Origin of the sequence: Paracoccus maritimus (assembly GCF_025195095.1) — a bacterium.
Lineage (GTDB): Bacteria > Pseudomonadota > Alphaproteobacteria > Rhodobacterales > Rhodobacteraceae > Paracoccus > Paracoccus maritimus.
This window is the reverse complement of record NZ_JANAVZ010000001.1, coordinates 131,843-154,490: the sequence shown is the minus strand read 5'-3', so window position 1 is coordinate 154,490 and position 22,648 is coordinate 131,843. Positions and strand designations below refer to the sequence as shown.

Genomic DNA, 22,648 nt, shown 5'->3' with positions numbered 1-22,648 from the left:
AATCCCCAGCCGTCGCGGGACGCAATCGAAAGGGCCGCGTCATGCGTAAATCGGTCAATCTCGGCTTCGCGATCCTGGGCATCGTCTGGCTTGGCTTCGCCTTCTGGCTGACCACGCTGGTGCCGATGCGCGATGATGCACGGGACTGGTTCGGCAGCTTGAATCCCGGCGGCTGGATGGCATGGACCTTTCCCAGCGCGCTGTTCTTTACAATCATCGCGGGGCTGCTGATCCTGTTCACCTATCTTGCCATCCGCTTTCCCGAGACCCCGCGCAAGGGCGTTCTGGGCATCACCACGACGCGCGGCGACCGGCTGTTCATCAGCCTTCTGGGCAGCGCCTTCATCTGTCTGATCTGGCTTGGCGCGATCGGCACACCCGTCTGGGGCGGGCTGGCCTGCGCGATCATCTACGCCGCGGCGGTGTTCCGCTGGGTGTGAGAACCGCCGGGGTAAACCGGCATCCAATGGGAGGGAGACCATGAAACTACATCTGACGACCGCCATGGCGCTTGCGCTGATGGTGACCGCCGCACAGGCGGGCATCGAGGAGGCAAAGGAATTTCTCGATGCTGAAATCGACAACTCGACCCTGACCCGAGAGGAACAGGAGGCCGAGATGCAATGGTTCATCGACGCCGCGCAGCCTTTCGCCGGGATGGACATCAACGTGGTGTCGGAAACCATCACCACCCATGAATACGAGGCCAAAGTGCTGGCCCCCGCGTTCAGTGCCATCACCGGCATCAACATCACCCATGACCTGATCGGCGAAGGCGACGTGGTCGAGAAGCTGCAGACCCAGATGCAGTCGGGCGAGAATGTCTATGACGCCTATGTCAACGACAGCGACCTGATCGGCACGCATTGGCGCTATCAGCAGGCCCGCAGCCTGACCGACTGGATGGCGAACGAGGGTGCGGACGTCACCAACCCCAATCTCGACATCGACGACTTCATCGGGATCAGCTTTACCACCGCGCCCGATGGCGACATCTATCAGCTGCCCGACCAGCAATTCGCGAATCTCTACTGGTTCCGCTATGACTGGTTCAACGACCCCGAGATCGCTGCCGAATTCAAGGAAAAATACGGCTATGACCTGGGCGTTCCGGTGAACTGGTCGGCCTATCAGGACATCGCCGAATTCTTCACCGGTCGCGAAATCGACGGCAAGAAGGTCTTCGGCCATATGGACTATGGCAAGAAGGACCCCAGCCTTGGATGGCGCTTCACCGACGCCTGGCTGTCGATGGCCGGAAACGGCGACAAAGGAATCCCGAACGGTGTGCCGGTCGATGAATGGGGCATCCGCGTCGATGAGAACAGCCGCCCGGTCGGATCCTGCGTGGCGCGCGGCGGCGACACCAACGGCCCGGCTTCGGTCTATGCGATCCAGAAATACCTGGACTGGATGGAATCCTATGCGCCCCCCGCGGCGCAGGGCATGACCTTCAGCGAAAGCGGCCCGGTTCCCGCGCAGGGTGAGATCGCCCAGCAGATGTTCTGGTACACCGCATTCACCGCCGACATGGTCAAGGACGGCCTGCCCGTCGTGAACGAGGACGGCACGCCGAAATGGCGCATGGCCCCCTCGCCGCATGGCGCCTATTGGCAGGACGGCATGAAGCTGGGCTATCAGGATGCCGGTTCCTGGACGCTGCTGAAATCGACGCCCGATGACCGTGCCAAGGCCGCGTGGCTTTACGCGCAGTTCGTCACCTCGAAGACCGTGGACGTGAAGAAAAGCCATGTCGGCCTGACCTTCATCCGCGAATCGTCGATCCAGCATGACAGCTTCACCGAGCGCGCGCCCAAGCTGGGCGGTCTGGTCGAATTCTACCGTTCGCCCGCCCGGCTGAACTGGTCGCCGACAGGTACCAACGTCCCGGATTATCCGAAGCTGGCACAGCTGTGGTGGCAGGCGATCGGTGACGCATCCTCGGGCGCCAAGACCGCCCAGGAAGCCATGGACAGCCTGTGCGCCGAGCAGGAAAAGGTCATGGAACGGCTGGAGCGCGCCGGCATCCAGGGCGATATCGGTCCGAAGATGGCCGAAGAGCATGACCTGGAATGGTGGAACAACTATGCCAAGGAAAACGGCACCATCGCACCTCAGCTGAAGCTTGAAAACGAGAAGCCGCAGCCGGAAACTGTCAGCTATGACGAGCTGGTGAAGAGCTGGCAGGAATAAACACGACACCACGACAGGGGGCGGTCACCCGACTGCCCTCTTCTTCTTTGCCCAGATACCCGATTCTTCATCTGCCCGGACAGAGATCTCGGGCGGGGGTATTTGCGCAAAGAAGAAACCAAGACAGGAGGCGGGCATGACGATACTGGCGATGGATCAGGGCACCACATCCTCGCGCGCGCTGGTGTTCAGCGACGATCTGCGCGTTCAGGCCAGCGCGCAGCAGGAATTCAGCCAGCATTTTCCCCGCTCGGGCTGGGTAGAACATGAACCCGATGACATCTGGACGACCAGCGCCGCCACCGCGCGCGGCGCACTTGAGAAAGCCGGCAATCCGCGAATCGACGCGATCGGGATCACCAATCAGCGCGAAACGGTGGTGATCTGGGATCGCAAGACCGGCCAGCCGATCCACCGCGCCATCGTCTGGCAGGACCGCCGCACTGCCGACGTGATCCAGCGGCTGAAGGACGAGGGAACCGAGGATCAGGTGACCGGCGTCACGGGGCTGCTTCTGGACCCGTATTTCAGCGCCACCAAGATCGCCTGGATCCTGGATCAGGTCGAGGGCGCGCGCGCGCGTGCCGAGGCGGGCGAACTTGCGTTCGGCACGGTGGACACGTTTCTGATCTGGAAACTGACCGACGGTCGCTCGCATGTGACCGATGCCACCAATGCCAGCCGCACCTTGCTGTACGACATCCGCAAGGGCGAATGGTCACGGGAAATGTGCAAGCTGTTCGGCGTGCCGATGGCTCTGCTGCCCGAGGTCAGGGACAGCGCCGACGATTTCGGGATGACACGGGCCGACCTGTTCGGGCGCGAGGTGCCGATCCTTGGCGTGGCGGGTGACCAGCAAGCAGCGACCGTCGGACAGGCCTGTTTCCAGCCCGGCATGATGAAGTCGACCTACGGGACAGGCTGTTTCGCGCTGCTGAACACCGGCGATCAGGCGGTGCGTTCCGGAAATCGCCTTCTGACCACCATCGCTTATCGCCTCGACGGTCAGACCACCTATGCGCTGGAGGGAAGCATCTTCATCGCGGGCGCCGTGGTGCAATGGCTTCGCGACGGGCTGAAGATCATCCGCGAGGCCGCCGAGACACAGCCCCTGTCCGCGACGGCCGACGACAGCCAGCAGATCATCATGGTGCCTGCCTTCACGGGGTTGGGCGCGCCCTATTGGGCCCCCGAAGCGCGGGGCGCGATCTTCGGTCTGACACGCAATACCGGGCCGGCCGAATTCGCGCGTGCCGCGCTGGAAAGCGTGGGGTTTCAGACCCGCGACCTGCTTGAGGCGATGCGTGCAGACTGGGCAAAGGCCGATGACGCGGTGCTGCGGGTCGATGGCGGCATGACCGCCAACGAACCAGCGATGCAGTTTCTTGCCGACATCATCGGCGCGCCCGTGGACCGACCCGAAAACACCGAAACCACCGCGCAGGGGGCCGCGTGGCTGGCCGGATACCGTGCCGGGATCTGCCCCGGCCCCGACGAATACGCCAAGGCCTGGCGCCTGGATCGCCGCTTTGAACCCGCCATGGATGAGGCTGTCCGCGACCGGCGGTATTCCGCGTGGCGTCGGGCGGTTCAGGCTGTTCTGGCGCTCTGACCTTCCGGGTTTGTGATTTCACCTCTTGTCGTTTTCCCCTAGTATCGCGGGAAAACGACAAGAGGGCAGGATGAACAGGTTTCTGAAACTGGCGATCGTCGGGCTGGTCGCATCGTGTGGCGGCGGCGACTTCAAGGCCCCCCGCAATCTGGACAATGCCTGCGCGATCGTGGCCGAGCGGCCCGCCTATCTGCGCGCGATGAAAAAGACCGAGCGGCGCTGGGGTATCCCCGTCCATGTGCAGATGGCCGCGATCCACCAGGAATCGAAATTCATCGGCGACGCCCGCACGCCACATCAATATGCGCTGGGTGTCATTCCCATCGGACGGCAAAGCAGCGCCTATGGTTACAGCCAGGCGCTGGACGGCACCTGGGAAGAATATGTCCAGGAGACCGGCAACCGCCGCGCGCGGCGCAACGACATCAACGATGCTACTGATTTCATGGGCTGGTACATGGATGGATCGTCGCGGATGCTTGGCCTGTCCAAATGGGACGCCACCTCGCAGTATCTGGCCTATCACGAGGGGCGGTCGGGCTATGCACGCCGGTCCTATCTTGGCAAAAGCTGGCTGGTCAGGGTTTCGGGGCAGGTCGGCCAGCGCGCGCAGATGTATCGCGCGCAGCTGGTGTCCTGCGGCAAGGCGTGATCCCGGCCGCATCCCGACCCTTGCCAAGCCCTCGATTCCGCGTCGTTATGGATCGCAGCGGATAAGGGGGCAGCCGATGCAGGATGACGCGACGGGTTTGCAGGCGGTGGCCGAGGCGCAGCCGGATTTTGCCCGGCATCTGGGCGCCAGGCTTGTCGAGTCGACGCCCGAGCGGGTGGTGTTCGACATGCAGGTGACCCAGGATCTGGCCAACCGCAACGGTGTCCTGCATGGCGGCGCGATCATGGGGCTTGCCGACAATGCCGGCGGCACCGCCACGTTCCTGAACCTTCCCGCAGGCCGCAGCACGACAACGGTCGAAAGCAAGACCAATTTCCTGCGCCCGATCCGGTTGGGGGATACTGCGCGCGCGGTCTGCGAACCACTGCATCGCGGCCGCACCACGCAGGTCTGGCAAACCACCGTCACGCGCGGTGACGGCAAGGTTGCGGCGATCGTGACCCAGACCCAGCTGATCCTGGACTGGGCCGGATAAGGGGCGCGCATGTACACCGTCATCGGCACATCGAACAGTCGCGCTTTCCGCGTTCTGTGGCTTCTGGAAGAGCTGGGTCAGCCCTACCGCCACGTTCCCGCCAATCCCCACGGCGAAGGCGTGGTGGCCTTCAATCCTGCCGGCAAGGTGCCGGTGCTGATCGACGATGGCACGCCGATCACAGATTCGACCGCCATCCTGACCTATCTGACCGATCGTCACGGCGATCTGACCTATCCCGCCGGCACGCTGGACCGGGCCCGGCAGGACAGCCTGACGCAGTTTCTGCTGGACGAATTCGACGCCGCGCTTTGGCTGGCTGCGCGCCACAGCTTCGTGCTGCCCGAGGAAATGCGCCTCAGCGCGATCAAGAACACGCTGCGCTGGGAATTCGAACGCAGCCAGAAGACCCTGGTCCACAGGATCGGCGAGGGCGCCTTCGTGATGGGTGACAAGATGACGGTGCCCGACCTGATCCTGGCGCATTGCCTGACCTGGGCGCTGACGGCAAGATTTCCGGTCGTCGAAACTCGACTCACCGATTTCCTTGACCGGATGCGGCAACGACCGGCTTTTCAGCGCGCCGCCGCGCTTTGAGGCCGATGGCGCCCGACGGGCAACGGGCACTGTCCAGCAGAAGCCTTCGCCGTCACGCGGCGTCCAGACGGCGCGCCGCCGCCTGACCCGCGATTCGCCCGGTCGCAAGGCATCCGGTCAACAGATAGCCGCCGGTCGGCGCTTCCCAATCCAGCATCTCGCCCGCCGCGAACACGCCCGGCAAGGCACGCAGTTCCAGTTCGTCGGTGACCGCGGACCAGTCTATCCCACCGGCCGACGAAATCGCCCGGTCCAGCCCCATCGGTCCGTGATGGTTCAGAGGCAGCGCCTTCGCGCGCGCAGCCCAAGCCCGGGCGTCATCGGGCCAGGGTCGGCCCCATTCCAGCAGCAGGGCTACCTTGACCGGATCGCCCAGAATACGACGCAGCCATTTGCCGACCGACAGCTTGTCCTTCGGACGGCCGAATCGTGCCGCAAGGACGGTGTCATCCAGATCCGGCGCCAGATCGACGCAGGCCCGCGCGCCGTCGCGAATCGCGGCGGCGACCTCATAGATGCCACCGCCTTCGATCCCCTGCCGGGAAATCACCCATTCGCCCCGGCTGACCTGACCATCCGCCCGGATCGCGGTACCCTTGACCGCACAGCCGAAATGCCGGGCCATCTGAGGCGACCAATCGACTCGAAACCCCATGTTCGCGGGCCGGAACTGGGCCACGCCAACGCCCGCCGACCGCAGCATCGGCACCCAGCCGGCATCCGATCCCAGCCGCGGCCAGCTTGCCCCACCCAGCGCAAGCACGGCGACTTGCGGCGTCAGCACGCGCTGCCCTTCGGGCGTGTCAAAACAAAAGCCGCCCTCAAGCCCGACCCAGCGCCAGCGCGTCCGCAACTCCACCCCGGCGCCGCGCAGCCGCGCCAGCCACGCCCGCAGCAATGGCGAGGCCTTCATGCCGACCGGAAACACCCGCCCGGTCGATCCGGTAAACAGATCGACCCCCAGACCCCGCGCCCAGGCACGAACGGCCTGGGGTCCGAATGCGTGTTCTTCCTTGGTGAAATATCCTTGGGGGTGCGGGGGCGGACAGCCCCCGCTGCCGACGGCGAAACGCCGGGCGAAGGCGGGCAAGGGCTCGTCCTTCGTCAGGTTCAGCCCGGATTTTCCAGCCATCAGGAATTTCCGCGCAGGCGTCGGCATCGCCTCCGCCACCACGACACGATGACCGGCGGCAGACAGGACCTCGGCCGCCATCAGACCGGCCGGACCCGCGCCGATCACCAGCGCGCCCATCGCTTCGGTCACCTGCGACCCCGGGCGATCATAGACACACGGATCAGCGCGCGTTCCATCAGCGCCATCTGCGGGGCGCGGGACGAACTGCGCAACGCCAGATCGGTCGCCAGCAACGAGGACAACGCCTCTTCCAGCGGACCGACGCCCCAGCCTTGCGCCTGCCGCGCCATCCGGTCACGACGCGGCCCGAAGATCGGCGGGCGCATCCGCGACAGACCCGCAGCCGGACCCTGCGGGTCCGCCGCGGCCAGATGCAGCGCGCGGAAATGGCGCAGCGCCGCGATGGCCAGCGTAACCGGCGCGATCCCCTGGCCCTCGATCCGCCGCATCAACTGGCCGAACTGATCCGACCGGCCTTCGGCGACGACATGCAGCAACTCGTCCAGATCGGCCTCGATGGTCGCGGGCGCCAGCAACGCGATCTCGGCCGGGGTGAGCGGCGCCGTGTCACCGTATTTGTAAAGTCCGATCTTCTCGATCGTCTGGCGCAGATCGCCGGGGTCCAGTGCGCGGGCCAACGCGATCAGGTCGCGCATCGCCTCGGGCGAGACATCGTTCAGTCCCGCCTCTTGCAGCCAGCGTCGAATCTCGTCCTCGCCCGGGGGATCGTCATAGATCGGGGCGGCGACGGCCTCTCGGTGCGGCTCGAACAGCTTGCGCAGCGCCGATGACTTGGCCAGTCCGCCCGCGGTCACCACGATCACCGCATCACCCGACCGCCATTCCTGCAGCGCGGCGGCGATCGCATCGGCGGCACTGTCGGGCGTGTCCTCGACCAGAACGACGCGCGGGCCGGGGAAGAACCCCACTTCCTTGATCGCGTCCATCAGGCTGGCCGGATCCTTTCTCAGCCCGGCCCCTGCCAGCCGGTTCAGGCGCATCTCTTCCTCGGCATTCGCGCCGGTCAGCGCGGCGACGGCCTCGGCGCGCTTCAGCGACACCCGCATCGCGTCCTGGCCATAGATCAGCAAGGCCGGTCGGGACGGGTCGGGCCGCGCCAGATAGCGGGCGATCTCTGCGCCCTTGAGGTTCATTCCGTGGGGCGGACAGGCTGGGTGTCCGGCAAGCTTGTCGCCGCCGCCAGCAGGCGCGTGACCACCTGATCCGCCAGCATCCGCGCCAGTCTTTCGCGCGCGTCGCCTTCGGCAGCCAGCGTGGCGATGGTCGTGCCGGTGGTCGAGTAAGACGTGAAGCTGCTGACACGGCCCTGCGCCAGCACGCCGCCGGATGCATCCGTCAGCGCGAAATCCGCGGTCCCGTTCAGCGAATAGCGAGTCGTGACCTCGTCCGGCGTGATCGCCTGCGGCACCACGCCGACGCTGAGACGGTAATCCAGGTCATAGATCGCGGCGCCATCAGGTCCCAGCCGTTCTGCCAGCCGCTGGTTGAAGCTGAAATCCTGGAATGTCTGGGGATCGCGTGGCCGAACCTTGCCGAACAGCCGAGTGCCCGCGCCGCCCGGACCATAGACCGGTGTCAGCCCGCAGGCTGCGGGCAGCACCAGCAATCCCAGCAGCGCTGCGCGGCGCGAGGGGCGATCAGGCCACGACATTGACGATCCGTCCGGGCACCACGATCAGCTTCTTCGGCGCGGCGCCGTCAAGGAAACGGCGCACCGTCTCGTCGGCCATCACCATCGCCTCGATCTGATCCTTTGGCATGTCCTTGGCCACGCTGATCTCGGCCCGCCGCTTGCCGTTGATCTGGATCGGCAGAATCACGATGTCGTCCTCCAGCATCGCCGAGTCGGCCTTGGGCCAGCCGGCATCGACGAGCATCCCCTGCCCGCCGGCCATCGCCCAGACCTCTTCGGCCAGATGCGGCACCATCGGTGCCATCAGCTGCGCCATGATCCGCAGAACCGCCTTGCGCGATTCGCCCCCGGCCTTGGACTTGCCGACGGCATTGGCCAGTTCATAAAGCTTGGCGACGGCCTTGTTGAACGCGAATCCCTCGATGGATTTCGTGACCTCGGCGATGGCGCGATGGGCGCTTCGGGTCAGATCAGGATCGTCGCCGCCCCCGGCCGGGGCATCCTCGGTCAGGCGAAAGACGCGCGACAGGAACTTGTGCGCGGCCTCGGCCCCGGCGGCGGTCCATTCGACATCGCGTTCGGGCGGGCTGTCGGACAGCATGAACCAGCGCGCGGTATCGGCGCCATAGCTTTCGACGATGTTGACCGGATCGACGACGTTCTTCTTTGACTTCGACATCTTGGCCGAGGGGATCACCTCGACCTCCGTGCCGTCGGCCAACCGCCCGTCGGTCACATCCTCGGGCAGGTGATAGACCGGGCGGCCCCGGTCGTCGCGGCTCATGTAGATCTCATGCGTCACCATGCCCTGCGTGAACAGCGCGTCGAAGGGTTCGCGCGCGCTGTCCGGCAGATGGCCGGTCTTGACCATCGCGCGGGCGAAGAAGCGCGAATACAGCAGGTGCAGGATCGCGTGCTCGATGCCGCCGATATACTGGTCGACATTCATCCAGTAGTCGGCATCGGCCCGGTCGGTCGGCGTCGCCGCGCCCGGCGAGGTGAAGCGTGCGTAATACCAGGACGAATCGACAAAGGTATCCATGGTGTCGGTTTCGCGCAGCGCCGCCCCGCCGCAGTGCGGACAGGTGGTCTGCCGCCATGTGGGGTGCCGGTCCAGCGGGTTGCCCGGCTGGTCGAAGCTGACATCCTGCGGCAGCAGGACGGGCAGGTTTTCCTTGGCCTCGGGGACCGTTCCGCACTTGTCGCAATGCACGACCGGGATCGGGCATCCCCAATAGCGCTGGCGCGAGATGCCCCAGTCGCGCAGCCGGAACTTGGTGACGCCCTCGCCATAGCCCGCAGCTTCGGCATGGGCGATGGCGGCGTCCACGGCGGCCTCGCCGGTCTGGTCGGTCGCGCCCGCGAAGCCGCGCACATAGGTCACGGGTTCGGATTTCATCGGCACATAAGGGGCCTTGGCGACCATCGCATCGGCCTGTTCCAGCGTCATTCCCGCCTCGCCGAAGGTGGCCCGGATGGGCAGGCCGTATTTCGTGGCGAATTCATGGTCGCGTTCGTCATGCGCCGGGCTGCCGAAGATCGCGCCGGTGCCGTAATCCATCAGCACGAAATTCGCGATCCAGATCGGCAGCTGCCAATCGGCGTCCAGCGGATGTCGAACGGTCAGCCCGGTGTCGAAGCCCAGCTTGGGCGCGGTCTCGATGGCTTCCTCGGTGGTGCCGATGCGGCGGCATTCCTCGACGAATGCGGCGACGGCGGGATCCGCTGCGGCCAGCGCACGGACCAGCGGATGATCCGGCGACAGCGCGACGAAGCTTGCGCCCATCAGCGTGTCGGGGCGGGTCGTATAGACCTCGATCTGGGCGAAATCCTCGGGCGCGTCCACGGTGTCGAAGCGGAATTGCAGCCCGCGCGACTTGCCGATCCAGTTCGCCTGCATCAGCCGCACCTTGTCGGGCCAGCCAGACAGCCCGTCCAGCGCCGACAGCAATTCGTCGGAATAATCGCTGATCTTGAAGAACCATTGGGTCAGTTCGCGACGCTGGACCGCCGCGCCGGACCGCCACCCCTTGCCGTCGATGACCTGTTCATTGGCCAGCACGGTCATGTCCACCGGGTCCCAGTTCACCTGCGCCGATTTTCGGGTGATCAACCCTGCGTCGAGGAAATCCAGAAACAGCGCCTGCTGCTGCGCGACATAGGCATCGTCGCAGGTGGCGAATTCGCGGGACCAGTCGATTGACAGGCCCAGAGGCTTCAGCTGTTCGCGCATGGTCGCGATATTGGCATAGGTCCAGTCGCGCGGATGGCCGCCCTGTTCCATCGCGGCGTTCTCGGCCGGCATGCCGAAGGCGTCCCAGCCCATCGGATGCAGCACGCTGAAGCCCTCGGCCCGCTTGAACCGCGCCACCACGTCGCCCATCGTGTAGTTGCGCACATGGCCCATATGGATGCGCCCCGACGGATAAGGGAACATTTCCAGCACGTAGTATTTGGGCCGCTGGTCGCGGATGGCGGTGAAGCTGCCGGCGTCGGCCCAGGCCTTTTGCCAGCGGGCTTCGGCTGTGGCGGGATCATAGGGCATCTTCTGAACCTCGGGCATCATTCGTCGCGCCTTCGTTTATACGGCGGCGAATGCAGGGTCCAGTGGCCGAAGGCCGCGCCTCAGCGCGGCGCGGTCACAAACGTCCGTCCTGAATCCGCAACTGCCGTGCCCGCGTCAGGATCGCATCCTCGACCGCGCGGGCCGTGCCCGGCGCGACGGCCGCGCCCCCCGCCCCTTGCAGCGACAGTTTCAGGCTGCGTGCATCCAGCGCCGGATCACTGATCTTGATCGTGGCGCGATAGCTGCGCCCGCCGCCGGGCGGCGTGCCGTACCCGGTCACGATCACCCCGGTGAACGGATCGACAGACTGCACAGGCAGGAAGTTCAGAACTTCGAGGCTGGCATTCCAGAGATACTTGTTCACGCCGACGGTATTGTTCGGGTTCTCGTTGTTGGCGAACAGATCCCAAATCGTCGTCCCGCGAACCTCCGGGCGCATATCGGATTCCAGATTTGGGCCGCCGGATGAGTTATCGCCACCACAGGCGGCCAGCCCGATGCAAAGGGTCGATGCAACGATCAGGTGCGCGGCGCGTGCGGTTTTCATGCGGGTCCCCCGGGTATATCGTGTTGCCCGCAGCTTTAGCGCGGATTGCCCTGCTGCCACAAGCGCATTACCGCGCGCGCGGGGCCGGAATCCTCTTCCTCCCGGAACTGCCAGACCGCAATGTGTGGCCCTTGTGCATCACAGAAAACACGAAAGAAATTGGCGAAGTTCTGAATCCGTTGCATCGCGAGGTCGAAAGGGGGAATACAGTTTGCATACCCAAGACGGGCTTCCGGTTTGGGCATCAGAGAGACAAGAGGGAACATCACCATGAAAAAGGCTCTTATCGCCTCCACCGCGCTGGTTCTGACCGCCGGTGCCGCCGCTGCCGACGTGACCATCTCGGGCTACGGTCGTACCGGTGTGATTTATTACGAAAACGACACGGGCGTAAATGAATCGCAGGTCATTTCGCGTCTGCGGATGAACATCGACGCCGCGACCTCGACTGATCAGGGCGTTGATTTCGGTGCGCGCTTCCGCATCCAGTGGGACCAGAACAGCGACGACTCCGGCCAACTGAACGCTGGCAAGCTGTGGGTGACCTCGAACGGTCTGACCGTCGAAATCGGCAACACCGAGACCGCCATGGACAGCTCGGGCCTGCTGTACGCGACCGAACTTGGTTCCTATGATCGTTCGGTTGGTTTCAGCGGTGTGGTTGGCGACTTCTTCGCCTATGACGCTGATCCATATGGCAACAGCGACAACGACACGTCCAATCGCCTTGGTGTGTTCGCCAAATATGAAATCGCTGGCGCAACTGTCATGGGCTCGATGATCGACCCCGACCAAGCGAATGACCTGCCTGCCGGTATCGACAAGGAATACAGCCTTGCCGTCGACTATACCTGGAACGACGTTCTGGAACTGTCGGCCGCCTACACGCAGAATGGCGCTGGCTTCGAAGACAACGACATCTTCTTCGTCGGTGCGCGCTATGCCGTCATGCCGAACGCTCGTGTCGGCCTGAACTACATCGACACCAACGATGAAGACGACAGCGAATACGGCGCCGTTGGCCAGACCTTCGCCCTGTATGGCGACTACACCCTGGCCGATGGCATGACCAACATCGAAGCCTATGTCGCGAACAACAACCGCGACAGCAACGAAACCGACAATGCGTTCGGTATCGGTGTGAACTACGATCTGGGCGGTGCGCGTCTGGGTGCCTCGCTGCAGCGTGACTACAGCGAGAACGTGACCGCCGACATGGGCGTTCGCTTCGAGTTCTGATCCAATCGGAACCAAGTCTTATGGAAAGAGCGGGCCTTGCGCCCGCTCTTTTCTTTTTGTCTTCTGCGCGCATGGAACTGGATCACATCAAAAGCCGCATCGCCGCGGCAGAACGCGCCGCCGGACGCGAGGCCGGGTCGGTGACGCTGATCGCGGTCAGCAAGGTGCAACCCGCGGAACGCGTAACGGCCGTTCTGGACGCGGGCCACCGGACCTTCGGCGAGAATTACGTGCAAGAGGCGCAGGGCAAATGGCCCGACTGGCGCCAGCGCTTCGCGGGCGTGTCGGTTCACATGATCGGGCCTCTGCAATCAAACAAGGCCAAGGCAGCGGTCGAGCTGTTCGATGCCATTCACACGCTGGACCGGATCAGCCTTGCCCGCAAGCTGGCCCACCAGATCGCCGAACAGGGCCGAACCCCGCAACTGTTCATCCAGGTCAATACCGGGGACGAACCTCAGAAAGCGGGAATTCCCGTTGCGGAACTGCCGGGGTTCCTGGAACAGTGCCGTGATCTGGGCCTGTCACCCGAGGGGCTGATGTGCATCCCGCCCGAGGATCAGGATCCCGTTCCGCATTTCCGCCTGCTGCGCAAGCTGGCCGAACAGTCCGGGCTGGCGCTGCTGTCGATGGGGATGAGCGCGGATTTCGAAACCGCGATCACCGAGGGTGCGACGCATATCCGCGTCGGTTCAGCCATTTTCGGTGCCCGCGATTACGGCTGAGTCGCCGCTTCAGCGGTATTTGGACAAGGAGGAAGCCGGCACGACAAGGCGCGTTCCGGGTGCTGCACGCGTGGCGATCCAGATCAGGTCTGCGCGTGCGAAGGCGATGCAGCCCTCGGTTCCGTATCGCGGACGCCGCCATTGATGCAGAAAGATCGCCGAACCGCGGCCCGGCGTGGCGTCGGGCCAGTTCCAGTCCGAGGTCAGGATCAGATCGTAAAGCGGATCGGCGCGGCGCAGGCGTTCATGGCTGGCAGACAGCGGCGCACGGACGTGGTGGTTATAGGCGGGATGGCGTGGATCGTCGCACCACAGATCGCCGGGGCCGATCGGTCGCGCCCAGGCTGCGGGACGGGCCAGCCGGTCGGTCCGGTACCACAGCCCGGTGATGCGGTGGAATCCGGTGGGCGTCGCCCCGTCGCCTTCGCGCTTGGCCGTGGACAGGCCGCCCTTGCCGATGCTGCAGGGAAACAGGCGGCCCAGAAAGCGGATGCCCTGCGGAGTCAGGACCAGATCATCGGGCCTCACAGCAGATGCCCGGATTTCTCGGCCTTGGTGTCCAGATAGCCGGTGTTGAAGCGATTGCGCGGGGTAATCAGCGGCACGCGCTGCGTCACCTCGATCCCGTGGTTTTCCATCATCGCGACCTTGCGCGGGTTGTTGGTCATCAGCCGCGCCTGCGCAAAGCCCATCCGCTTCAGCAGGGCCGCGCCGATCCGGAAGTCACGTTCGTCATCCTCGAATCCCAGGCGGTGATTGGCCTCGACCGTGTCGAAACCCTGATTCTGCAGGTCATAGGCACGCATCTTGTTGGCCAGACCGATGCCGCGCCCTTCCTGGTTGAGATACAGCAGCACCCCTGCCCCCGCCTGCCCCATCGCGTCCAGCGCGGCGTGCAGCTGCGGGCCGCAGTCGCATTTCAGGCTGCCCAGCACATCGCCCGTGAAACAGGCCGAATGCAGCCGCGCCAGAACCGGCTGGTCGCGCGGCGGATCGCCGATCTCGATGGCGTAATGTTCGGCGGCGCCATCATCGGGCCGGAAGATGTGCAGGCGCGAATGTTCCGCCGACAGCAGCGGCAGGCGCGCAGCCGCAACCGGAGCCAGCGCAGCCTCGCCCGCCAGCTGCGCAAGCACCTGCCCCGGCGCCAGCACCGTCAGCCCGGCGGGCGCATGAGCGGGCACGACCAGAACGGCGGGCAGAAGTTGCGCCGATTTGGCCAGCGCCAGCGCGGCCATATGCGGCGTCGGATCCCCGTCCCGGTCGGTAAACAGCGGCCCCTTCATCGGCGTGCGCAGATCATTCGCGGGATCGGCCAGCGCGCGCAGCCATGGCAGATCCGCGTCCTGTGGCACCTGCACCCGCGCCAGCCCGTCATCATATGCACGCGCCTTCAGGGTTTCCGCGCGGCGCTGGGTGATCGCCAGAACCGGCCGACCCAGCCGCCGCATGTCCTCCAGCCGTGCCGAGGACAACGTCTCGACCGCCGCCGCCAGATGACCGCCGATCATCACCGGCAGGCCCATGCGCAGATCGGCGCGGGCGCGGGAAACGGTTTCGGCAAGGGTGGGGATAAGGCTCATGACTCGCGCGGGATTGAAACAAATTGAAACATAGTGGCTTTTTCCGACAACTCCATGTGAGAATTTCAACATGTCGCTGGACGGCGGCCGGGTGTGACCCCACTCCTTTGCGCAAGTGAGGCAAAGGAGGCAAGTATGCCCGGACTGAAAAAAATCCTGCTGGTCGATGACGAAGAAGACCTGCGCGAGGCCTTGGCCGAACAACTGGTCGCCACCGACGATTTCGACGTGATCGAGGCAGGCAACGGCGCCGAGGCGGTCGAGGCCAGCAAGAATGCGATCTATGATCTGGTGATCCTGGACGTCGGCCTGCCCGACACGGACGGGCGCGAGCTGTGCAAGAAGCTGCGCAAGCTGAACGTGAAATGTCCGATCGTGATGCTGACCGGCCACGACACGGATGCGGACACGATCCTGGGGCTGGACGCGGGCGCCAACGATTATGTGACCAAGCCGTTCAAGTTTCCGGTCCTGCTGGCCCGCCTGCGCGCGCAGCTTCGCACGCATGAGCAGTCCGAGGACGCGATCTTCCAGCTTGGGCCCTATACGTTCAAGCCGGCGATGAAGATGCTGATCGATCAAAAGGAACGCAAGATCCGGCTGACCGAAAAGGAAACCAACATCCTGAAATTCCTGTATCGCGCGCAGGACGGGGTGGTGCCGCGCGATGTGCTGCTGCACGAGGTCTGGGGCTACAACGCCGGCGTGACCACCCATACGCTTGAGACCCATATCTATCGGCTGCGCCAGAAGATCGAGCCCGATCCCTCGAACGCACGCCTGCTGGTGACTGAATCGGGCGGATACCGTCTGGTCGCCTGACCGGGCAGAACTGCACGGGGATTTGCGGCGCTCAGATCGTTTGCCCGTCCTCGTGCAGCGTTGCCGGATCGCCGCGCAGCAGCAGCGGCCGCGCCGCCAGCCGCACCGGTTCGCGGGCTTCGTGCGTGACCAGGATCAGCCCGGCGCCGCTGTGATCCAGCAGATCCCCGGTCAGGTCGATCATCCGTGTCGCCGTGTCGGGATCAAGGCTGGCGAAGGGCTCGTCCATCAGCAGGATGTCGGGGCGGGCCGCAAAGGCGCGCGCCAGAGAAAGCCGGCGCTGCTGCCCCAAGGACATCTGCCGGGGAAACCGATCCAACTGATCTTGCAGGCCGACCCGTTTCAACAGGTCGCTGGCCAGCGCCAGATCGCAGCCGGTCGGAATGGTGATGTTGTCCAGCGCCCGCCGCCATGGCAGCAGGGTCGGTTCCTGAAACACCACCGACAGACGTTCGTCCCCGCCGACGCTGCCCGGAAAGTCACGGTCAAGACCGGCGATGATCCGCAGCAAAGTGGATTTCCCGACCCCCGACGGCCCCAGAACGGCGATCCGCTGCCCGCGACGTATATCCAGCCGAAGCCGTCCCAGCACATCGGATCCGCCAAAGGATTTTCGCTGAATATCAATCCTCATCGCGACGCCAACGGCTTAGCCGTGCCTCCCACGGGCGCAACACGACGATGTCGATGGCCAGCATGACGGCGACAAAGGCCAGCGCCCAAGCCAGCACGCCGGCAACGTCGAAGCTGGAAAACAGCAGGTGGATCTTGAAGCCGACGCCGTTCGAACGTCCAAGGAACTCGACCACAAGGACGATCTTCCAGATCAACGAGATCCCCGCCCGTGCCGCCGCCGCGACATGCGGCGCAAGCTGCGGCATAACCACATGGCGCAATCGTGCCGCACGCGACATGCGAAACGCCGTCGCCATGTCGTCCAGATCCGGGCGCAGGGCACGCGTGCCTTCGCGCAGCATCACCGTCACCACGGGAATCTTGTTCAATGCCACGGCCAGGATCGCCGCGACTTCGTTCAGACCGATCCAGATATAGGCCAGCACGATGATGACCAGCGCCGGAACGTTCAGCGCGATGACCAACCCCGGATTGAGCCACTGATCGGCTGTCCGCGACCGTCCCATCCACAGCCCCAGCGCCACCCCCACCGCCATCGCCAGTGCGAAACTGGCAAGCACCCTGAACAGGGTCATTCCGGCGTGGAACCACAATTCGCCCGTCACGGTGATCTGCCACAGGCGCATCGCCACCGCCTCGGGGCCGGGCATGGTCCGGGGGTCGTCCGAGATCCGGGCAACCACCACCCACAGCACCAGCATCGCCACCAGCGACAGGATGCCCGGCACAGCGCCGGTGCCAGACTTCCGATGTCGCCGTCCGCTAATCACCCGACCAGAACACCCCGTCGGGCAGTCGGCTGAGGCCGCCGGTCAGCTCCTCTCCGCCCAGTTCCGCCATGACAGCGAACATGGCCTGTGCGTTGGCGGCATCGACCGGGCCCGCAGGCGGGATACCCGCCCGCCATCCCGCGCGCAGCGCCGCGAACTCGGCATCGTTTGCGGCGTCCATGATCGGACGAAGCCGATCCCAAAGGGCGTCGTCCTGTGCCAGCATGTCCTTGGCCTGCCGCGAGGCGCGGGCCAGGCCGCGCGCCAGCTCTGGTTTGTCCTCGATCCAGCTGTCGCGCAGCACATAGCCCAGAAGCGGCGTGGACGGATCCAGCCCCAGATCGCCTGCCGCCTGTGCGACATCGATCACCTCGCGCATGCCGCCCGCCTTCATCCGCGCCAGATAGTGCCAGAAATTGACCGCCGCATCGACCTGACCGGTTTCGGCGGCGTTCTGGATCACCGGCGGTGCGCCAAAGACCTGTTCGGTCACATCCGCCAGATCGGCACCGGACTGCTGGCGATACCAGGCACGCAGGATCAGCCAGCTTTTGTCGACCGGACCTCCCGCGATCCCGATCCTGCCGCCGTCAAGATCGTCGGGTCCGGCAATGTCGCTGTCAGCCGGCACGACCAGCCCGCCGACTGCCGTCGAATAGGGCAGGAAGGTGAAGTCCGCGCCCCTCGCACGGTTCTGTGCCACCCATAGCCAGTCGGACACGATGCTGTCGACCTCGCCGCCGTTCATGGCGATCTGGGTGGCTGGATTCCCGGCCAGCGGCAGGACGCGCAGCCGGAAGCCGTTGTCGCGATCCAGTCCCTGATCCATGATCGTCTGCAATTCCCAGGTGACGGTGCCATTCTGCAGCGCACCCACGGTGATCTCTGGCAGGCTTTGATCCTGTGCCCGCCCCGGCCCGCCCAGCGCAGACGCCAGGAACACGCTGAAAAGCGCCGCGACCATGCGCGCAGCAAACATGACAGATTTCCTCCCCATTCAGGGGAAAGGGTGTCACGCAAGGTTCCAACCGACAATAGCCAGCTTGTCCAACTTTGGGATGAGATGCGGCCTTGCCTTGCGCCGCGCGCAGCCTAAGATCGCGAAAGAATGTTGCGGCCTCGGGGGAGGAGGCCGTAATATCGTCACAGGGAGGAGCTATCATGACAGCCGCAGCCATGCAGGCGCGACCGTCGCATTCGCCACGACCAAATGCCGACCAGGTTCGCGAGATCCTGATCGTCGACGACCATCCGCTGATGTGCGACGCTTTGGCGCTGACGCTGAAGATCAGCTTTGGATTGAAGAACGTGCGCACCGCGCGCAGCCTTGGCGCCGCGGTCGAGCAGATCAAGTCGCAGGGGGCGCCGGATGCGGTGATCCTGGACCTGAATTTGCCCGATGCACGCGGCGCGGAAGGCATCGTCGCGCTGCGCCGACAATTGCCGGATGTGCCGATCACGATGATCTCTGCCGATCTGGAGGGGGCGATGATCTCGGCCGCGATGGCGGCTGGCGCGCAGGGTTATATCAGCAAGTCCCTCAGCCGCGAGGCGCTGGTCGACAGCTTGCGCCGGATGTGGGACGGCGAACATGTCACGCCCGAAGGATATGAACCCGGAAAGGCCGGTGCCGAGGACGAGGCAAAGGCCGAACTGGCCCGCCGCTTTGCAACGCTGACACCTCAGCAGATGCGGATTCTGCGGCTGATCTGCCAGGGCAAGGCCAACAAGGAAATCAGCTACGAACTGTCGATCGCCGAAGCCACGGTCAAGACCCATATCACGGCGATCATGTCCAAGATCAATGCAAGGCGCCGCACGCAGGCGGTGCTTCTGGCGAATTCCGTCCGGCTGTTCGAGGCCGGCTGATGGATACCGGCCCGGCTGCGAAGGAGGGCGCCGCCGGGCCGGTGGCCGTGCAGGCCGACCGGACCGGGGCCGAGGCGGTCCCAACGCTTCTGGCCGGCCTGCGCGCCGCCGAACCGGCGCTGGTGCTGATCTTCGGCGCGCGAGGCGACGATCTTTCGCATCTGGATGCTGGGCTGCGGGAGGGACTGCCCGAGGGCTGCGTGATCGCCGGCTGTTCCTCTGCCGGAGAGATCGGCCCGTCAGGCTATGCCTCGGGCAGCGTCGTCGCGATCGGGTTTCCGTCCGGCAGCTTCCGGGCGCGCAGCATCGTGCTGGACAATCTGTCATCCCTGCCGGTTTCCCACTGGATGTCTTCGTTGCGCCGCATGCAGGCGGGATTCTCGCCTGATCCGCGCCGCTCGTTGTTCGGGCTGCTGCTTGTCGATGGCATCGCGGGGCAGGAAGATGCGCTGGTTGCCACCATCGACGCCGCCCTTCCCGCGGTTCCCACGCTTGGCGGATCGGCGGGCGACGGGCTGGATTTTCGCAGCACGTCGCTGCTGGCCGAGGGGCGGGTGTTTTCGAACGCGGCGGTGTTTCTGCTGGTCGAGACCGATCTGGCGGTCAGCGAGGTGACGTTTGCGCATTTCAGCCCGACCGCCACGCGCGCGGTCGTGACCGCGGCCATTCCCGACAAGCGTCGCATCCTGGAACTGAACGCCGAACCGGCGGCCGAGGAATATGCCCGCATCACCGGGATTCCCCCCGAACGGCTGACGCCCACCGAATTCGCTCGGCACCCGCTGCTGCTGCGCATGGGACGGCGCCACCATGTCCGCGCCATCAGCGCCCTGACCGATGACGGCGGCCTGTCGCTTATGTCATCCATCGACACCGGCACCGTCCTGACGCTGGGGCGGGCCGAGGATCTGACGCAGGGTTTCGCCGAGGCGCTGGAGGCTTTGCCACGACCACCCTTGATGGTGCTGGGATTCGACTGCATCCTGCGACGGCTGGCACTTGAACGCGCCGGGCTGACGCAGGCGATGTCCGACCTGTTCACCCGCTACCGCGTGGCGGGATTCAACACCTATGGGGAACAGCACAGCGGTATGCATGTGAACCAGACATTCGTCGGCCTGGCTTTCATGACACCGCCCGAGGCGGGCTTGGGCCCGTCGGGGCATCATGATGCTGCGTGACGACGATCCGCCCCAGCGGCAGATCCAGAAGCTGCGCCGGATCAATACGGTCCTGATCGACAGGATCGACCGGCTTGAGGAATCGCGCGGATCGGCCTGGTCGATGTTCCAGGCCGCCGTCGCGTTGGAGCAAGAGGTTCTTACCCGCACCAGGCAGCTTGAGAAGGCGTTGGCCGACCTGTCGCAGCGCAACCGCGAACTGGCGGTCGCCCGCGCCGCGGCGGAAGAGGCGAACCGGTCGAAGACACGTTTCCTGCGTGCCGCCAGTCACGACCTGCTGCAGCCCCTTTCGGCCGCGCGGCTGTTTCTGTCGGCGCTGGCCGACACGCCGATGGACGACCACCAGAAGGAACTGTCGGAACGTCTTTCCGGCGCCTTTGAATCGGTCGAACAACTGATGCATGCGGTTCTGGACATCTCGCGCCTGGACAGCCAGCGGATCGAATTTCACCGCCAGCCTGTCGCGCTAGGGGAACTTTTCCGCCGCCTTGCCGCCGAATACGCACCCTTGGCCGAGGCGAAGGGACTGCGGCTCAGCTTTGTGCCCACGGACGCTGTTGTGGAAAGCGATCCGGTCTTCCTGCGACGGATCGCGCAGAACCTGGTATCGAACGCGATAAAATACACCAATCAGGGCGGCGTGGTGGTCGGCATGCGCCGCAAGAACGGGCTGTGCTGGCTGTGCGTCTATGACAGCGGCATGGGAATCCCCGCCGTGGACCGCAATCGCATCTTTGACGAATTTCAACGGCTGGGAAACGATCACGGCACCCCCGGCATGGGTCTGGGCCTGTCCATCGTGCGCCGCGCCTGCAGCAAGCTGGGGCACCCGATCAGCCTGAATTCCGAGGCGATGCGCGGAACCGTCTTTCGGGTCGGATTGCCGCCGGTGGCGGAAGGCGGCGGCGACCGATGCGCCGAACCGCCCGACACGGCGCTGCTGAACCTGCGCGGGCGCGTCGCACTGGTGATCGAGAACGACCCCGGCATGCGACGCGGCTACGAGATGATCCTGCAGGACAGGCTGGGCATGGTCGCCCGCGTGACCGGCGGCACGGCCGAGGCGGTCGCGACGATGGGCGAAGAGCCGCCGGACGTGATCCTGGCCGATTATCACCTTGAGAACGGTGATACCGGCGTCGCCGCAATCGAAACCCTGCGGGGGCGGGCAAGCCGCAGCGTGCCCGCCGTGATGATCACCGCGCATCGCGACCCCGAAATCGCACGCGCCTGCGCCGCGATGGGTGTTATCGCACTGGAAAAACCCGTGCGCCCGTCGGAACTGGCCGAGGTTCTGGGCCGCATACTGGGCTGAGGCTGAGACGAAGGGTTGAGACCGGCGGTTCCAGGGCTTGCCCTTCGCGCCTGCCGGCGCAACTCTGGTCGCGACGAATGGGAGGAACCTTGGATGAAACGCGCCATCGCCACCGCGATGTGGCTGGTCATGACCTGCATCGCCGCGCCCGCCGCCCTGTCGGCCGGAGAGGCCGGGGATGCGGTCTTCGCCGATCGCGGACCGTGGGATCTGAAGGACCGGCCGCTGACCTGGTCGCTGCATGTCGAAGGCCCCGAAAAGCCCGGCTTCCTGCATGTCGATGACGGCTCGGTCGCCTTGGGTCAGACCATCGACCCTTCGGACCAGAAGCCGGTCCTGCAGATCACTCAGAAGACCGACAGCCGCACACGCAAGATCGGGCCGTTCCCGATTTCGGGCGGCGACCCGGTGCTGATCTTCTTTCTGGAACAGACCGCCCGCGACATGGCCGGTCTGACCGGCGGCAGCCCCCATTACATCCGCAACCGGATCAAGGACGCGGTTTTTAGGGGCGGACAGATCACCCGCGACGACAATGGCGCAACCGCGGTGTTCCAGCCCTTCGAGAACGATCCGAACGCTGGACGGATGCAGGGCTTTCAGTCGCTGCGCCTGACATTCCTGATGTCGGACGATCCGAAGGCGCCGATCCGCGAATTGCGGGCAGAAACCGCCGACACCGGACCCGGCTATGTCAATCGGATGGTGCTGCAATGAAACGCGCACTTGTCCTGATCGCCGCGCTGACAGCCCCGGCAGCCTGGGCGCAGGCTGTCAATGACTACCCGACCAATGCCCGCGCCGAATATGTCTTTACTTGCATGGCGACCAATGGCGAGAACCGCGAGATGCTGGACCGCTGTTCCTGCGCCATAGATCAGATCGCGACCGTGCTGTCCTATGAGGATTATGTCAGCGCCGAGACGGTCCTGCGGATGCGGCAGGTCACCGGCGAGCGCGCCTCGATGTTCAAGGGCATGGCCGAAATGACCGAGATCGTCGCCAAGCTGCGCCGCGCGGAAGCCGAGGCCGAGATCCTCTGTTTCTGATCTCGCC

Annotated in this window: 25 protein-coding genes; 14 read left to right on the top strand and 11 right to left on the bottom strand. The window is 65.0% G+C overall.

Going from position 1 to position 22,648, the window contains the following annotated elements; all coding sequences use genetic code 11:
* Positions 1 to 125: 125 nt before the first annotated feature.
* The 6 genes from MU516_RS00765 to MU516_RS00740 all read left to right on the top strand — a co-directional run bounded on the left by MU516_RS00765 (position 126) and on the right by MU516_RS00740 (position 5,550).
* Positions 126 to 440, top strand: coding sequence for a DUF2160 domain-containing protein (locus MU516_RS00765; protein ID WP_311319090.1), 315 nt, complete (start codon positions 126 to 128; stop codon positions 438 to 440).
* Positions 441 to 480: 40 nt separating this feature from the next.
* Positions 481 to 2,193: an ABC transporter substrate-binding protein gene (locus MU516_RS00760; RefSeq protein ID WP_260275307.1), complete on the top strand. Its 1,713-nt coding sequence runs from the start codon at positions 481 to 483 to the stop codon at positions 2,191 to 2,193.
* 136 nt (positions 2,194 to 2,329) lie between these two features.
* Positions 2,330 to 3,805 carry a glycerol kinase GlpK gene (gene glpK, locus MU516_RS00755; RefSeq protein WP_260275306.1) on the top strand — a complete coding sequence of 492 codons (1,476 nt, stop codon included), beginning with the start codon at positions 2,330 to 2,332 and terminating at the stop codon, positions 3,803 to 3,805.
* Between the two features lie 70 nt (positions 3,806 to 3,875).
* Positions 3,876 to 4,457 (top strand): transglycosylase SLT domain-containing protein, encoded by a 582-nt coding sequence (locus tag MU516_RS00750; protein ID WP_209054936.1) that lies wholly within the window; start codon positions 3,876 to 3,878, stop codon positions 4,455 to 4,457.
* Between the two features lie 76 nt (positions 4,458 to 4,533).
* Positions 4,534 to 4,953 (top strand): PaaI family thioesterase, encoded by a 420-nt coding sequence (locus tag MU516_RS00745; RefSeq protein ID WP_260275305.1) that lies wholly within the window; start codon positions 4,534 to 4,536, stop codon positions 4,951 to 4,953.
* A 9-nt stretch (positions 4,954 to 4,962) separates the two neighbouring features.
* A complete protein-coding gene (locus tag MU516_RS00740) occupies positions 4,963 to 5,550 on the top strand; it encodes a glutathione S-transferase family protein (protein ID WP_260275304.1) in 588 nt (195 codons plus the stop codon).
* A 52-nt stretch (positions 5,551 to 5,602) separates the two neighbouring features.
* Here the strand turns inward: MU516_RS00740 and MU516_RS00735 are convergent, their stop codons facing one another.
* From MU516_RS00735 to MU516_RS00710, 6 genes are all read right to left on the bottom strand, one after another.
* Positions 5,603 to 6,802: a BaiN/RdsA family NAD(P)/FAD-dependent oxidoreductase gene (locus MU516_RS00735; protein WP_260275720.1), complete on the bottom strand. Its 1,200-nt coding sequence runs from the start codon at positions 6,800 to 6,802 to the stop codon at positions 5,603 to 5,605.
* A gap of 8 nt (positions 6,803 to 6,810) precedes the next feature.
* The gene (gene holA, locus MU516_RS00730) at positions 6,811 to 7,839 is read right to left on the bottom strand and encodes a DNA polymerase III subunit delta (RefSeq protein WP_260275303.1); all 1,029 of its coding nucleotides are present in this window, start codon (positions 7,837 to 7,839) and stop codon (positions 6,811 to 6,813) included.
* Positions 7,836 to 8,357: an LPS assembly lipoprotein LptE gene (lptE, locus tag MU516_RS00725; protein ID WP_260275302.1), complete on the bottom strand. Its 522-nt coding sequence runs from the start codon at positions 8,355 to 8,357 to the stop codon at positions 7,836 to 7,838. The genes holA and lptE overlap by 4 nt, the downstream gene beginning before the upstream one ends.
* The gene (gene leuS, locus MU516_RS00720; protein ID WP_260275719.1) at positions 8,344 to 10,884 is read right to left on the bottom strand and encodes a leucine--tRNA ligase; all 2,541 of its coding nucleotides are present in this window, start codon (positions 10,882 to 10,884) and stop codon (positions 8,344 to 8,346) included. The genes lptE and leuS overlap by 14 nt, the downstream gene beginning before the upstream one ends.
* Before the next feature lie 94 nt (positions 10,885 to 10,978).
* Positions 10,979 to 11,452, bottom strand: coding sequence for a DUF3576 domain-containing protein (locus tag MU516_RS00715; RefSeq protein WP_260275301.1), 474 nt, complete (start codon positions 11,450 to 11,452; stop codon positions 10,979 to 10,981).
* Positions 11,453 to 11,487: 35 nt separating this feature from the next.
* The gene (locus MU516_RS00710; protein WP_260275300.1) at positions 11,488 to 11,724 is read right to left on the bottom strand and encodes a hypothetical protein; all 237 of its coding nucleotides are present in this window, start codon (positions 11,722 to 11,724) and stop codon (positions 11,488 to 11,490) included.
* Here MU516_RS00710 and MU516_RS00705 point away from each other — a divergent pair.
* Together MU516_RS00705 and MU516_RS00700 are read left to right on the top strand one after the other, a co-directional pair.
* Positions 11,723 to 12,691 (top strand): porin, encoded by a 969-nt coding sequence (locus MU516_RS00705; RefSeq protein WP_260275299.1) that lies wholly within the window; start codon positions 11,723 to 11,725, stop codon positions 12,689 to 12,691. The two genes, MU516_RS00710 and MU516_RS00705, sit on opposite strands and share 2 nt — an antisense overlap.
* 71 nt (positions 12,692 to 12,762) lie before the next feature.
* Positions 12,763 to 13,416, top strand: a complete 654-nt coding sequence (locus MU516_RS00700; RefSeq protein ID WP_260275298.1) for a YggS family pyridoxal phosphate-dependent enzyme — start codon at positions 12,763 to 12,765, stop codon at positions 13,414 to 13,416.
* A 9-nt stretch (positions 13,417 to 13,425) separates the two neighbouring features.
* Here the strand turns inward: MU516_RS00700 and MU516_RS00695 are convergent, their stop codons facing one another.
* Positions 13,426 to 13,944 (bottom strand): L,D-transpeptidase family protein, encoded by a 519-nt coding sequence (locus tag MU516_RS00695; protein WP_260275297.1) that lies wholly within the window; start codon positions 13,942 to 13,944, stop codon positions 13,426 to 13,428.
* Complete coding sequence (gene ribA, locus MU516_RS00690; RefSeq protein WP_260275296.1) at positions 13,941 to 14,999, bottom strand: GTP cyclohydrolase II; 1,059 nt, start codon at positions 14,997 to 14,999, stop codon at positions 13,941 to 13,943. The genes MU516_RS00695 and ribA overlap by 4 nt, the downstream gene beginning before the upstream one ends.
* Positions 15,000 to 15,134: 135 nt before the next feature.
* Between ribA and MU516_RS00685 the strand changes: the two genes are divergently transcribed.
* Entirely contained in the window at positions 15,135 to 15,821 is a 687-nt protein-coding gene (locus tag MU516_RS00685) for a response regulator transcription factor (protein WP_260275295.1), read from the top strand.
* Positions 15,822 to 15,852: 31 nt separating this feature from the next.
* Here MU516_RS00685 and MU516_RS00680 read toward each other — a convergent pair whose 3' ends face one another.
* From MU516_RS00680 to MU516_RS00670, 3 genes are all read right to left on the bottom strand, one after another.
* Positions 15,853 to 16,455 carry an ABC transporter ATP-binding protein gene (locus tag MU516_RS00680; protein WP_260275294.1) on the bottom strand — a complete coding sequence of 201 codons (603 nt, stop codon included), beginning with the start codon at positions 16,453 to 16,455 and terminating at the stop codon, positions 15,853 to 15,855.
* Positions 16,445 to 17,158, bottom strand: a complete 714-nt coding sequence (locus tag MU516_RS00675; RefSeq protein WP_260275718.1) for an ABC transporter permease — start codon at positions 17,156 to 17,158, stop codon at positions 16,445 to 16,447. The genes MU516_RS00680 and MU516_RS00675 overlap by 11 nt, the downstream gene beginning before the upstream one ends.
* Positions 17,159 to 17,219: 61 nt before the next feature.
* Positions 17,220 to 18,206 carry an ABC transporter substrate-binding protein gene (locus MU516_RS00670; RefSeq protein WP_260275293.1) on the bottom strand — a complete coding sequence of 329 codons (987 nt, stop codon included), beginning with the start codon at positions 18,204 to 18,206 and terminating at the stop codon, positions 17,220 to 17,222.
* Positions 18,207 to 18,388: 182 nt separating this feature from the next.
* Here MU516_RS00670 and MU516_RS00665 point away from each other — a divergent pair, with 182 nt between their 5' ends.
* From MU516_RS00665 to MU516_RS00645, 5 genes are all read left to right on the top strand, one after another.
* Positions 18,389 to 19,096 (top strand): response regulator, encoded by a 708-nt coding sequence (locus tag MU516_RS00665; RefSeq protein WP_209054922.1) that lies wholly within the window; start codon positions 18,389 to 18,391, stop codon positions 19,094 to 19,096.
* A complete protein-coding gene (locus MU516_RS00660; RefSeq protein ID WP_260275292.1) occupies positions 19,096 to 20,277 on the top strand; it encodes an FIST N-terminal domain-containing protein in 1,182 nt (393 codons plus the stop codon). The genes MU516_RS00665 and MU516_RS00660 overlap by 1 nt, the downstream gene beginning before the upstream one ends.
* Entirely contained in the window at positions 20,264 to 21,592 is a 1,329-nt protein-coding gene (locus MU516_RS00655; protein ID WP_260275291.1) for an ATP-binding response regulator, read from the top strand. Before MU516_RS00660 ends, MU516_RS00655 begins: the two co-directional genes overlap by 14 nt.
* Before the next feature lie 93 nt (positions 21,593 to 21,685).
* Positions 21,686 to 22,309, top strand: a complete 624-nt coding sequence (locus tag MU516_RS00650) for a hypothetical protein (RefSeq protein ID WP_260275290.1) — start codon at positions 21,686 to 21,688, stop codon at positions 22,307 to 22,309.
* Positions 22,306 to 22,641 carry a hypothetical protein gene (locus MU516_RS00645; RefSeq protein ID WP_260275289.1) on the top strand — a complete coding sequence of 112 codons (336 nt, stop codon included), beginning with the start codon at positions 22,306 to 22,308 and terminating at the stop codon, positions 22,639 to 22,641. Before MU516_RS00650 ends, MU516_RS00645 begins: the two co-directional genes overlap by 4 nt.
* Positions 22,642 to 22,648: the final 7 nt, after the last annotated feature.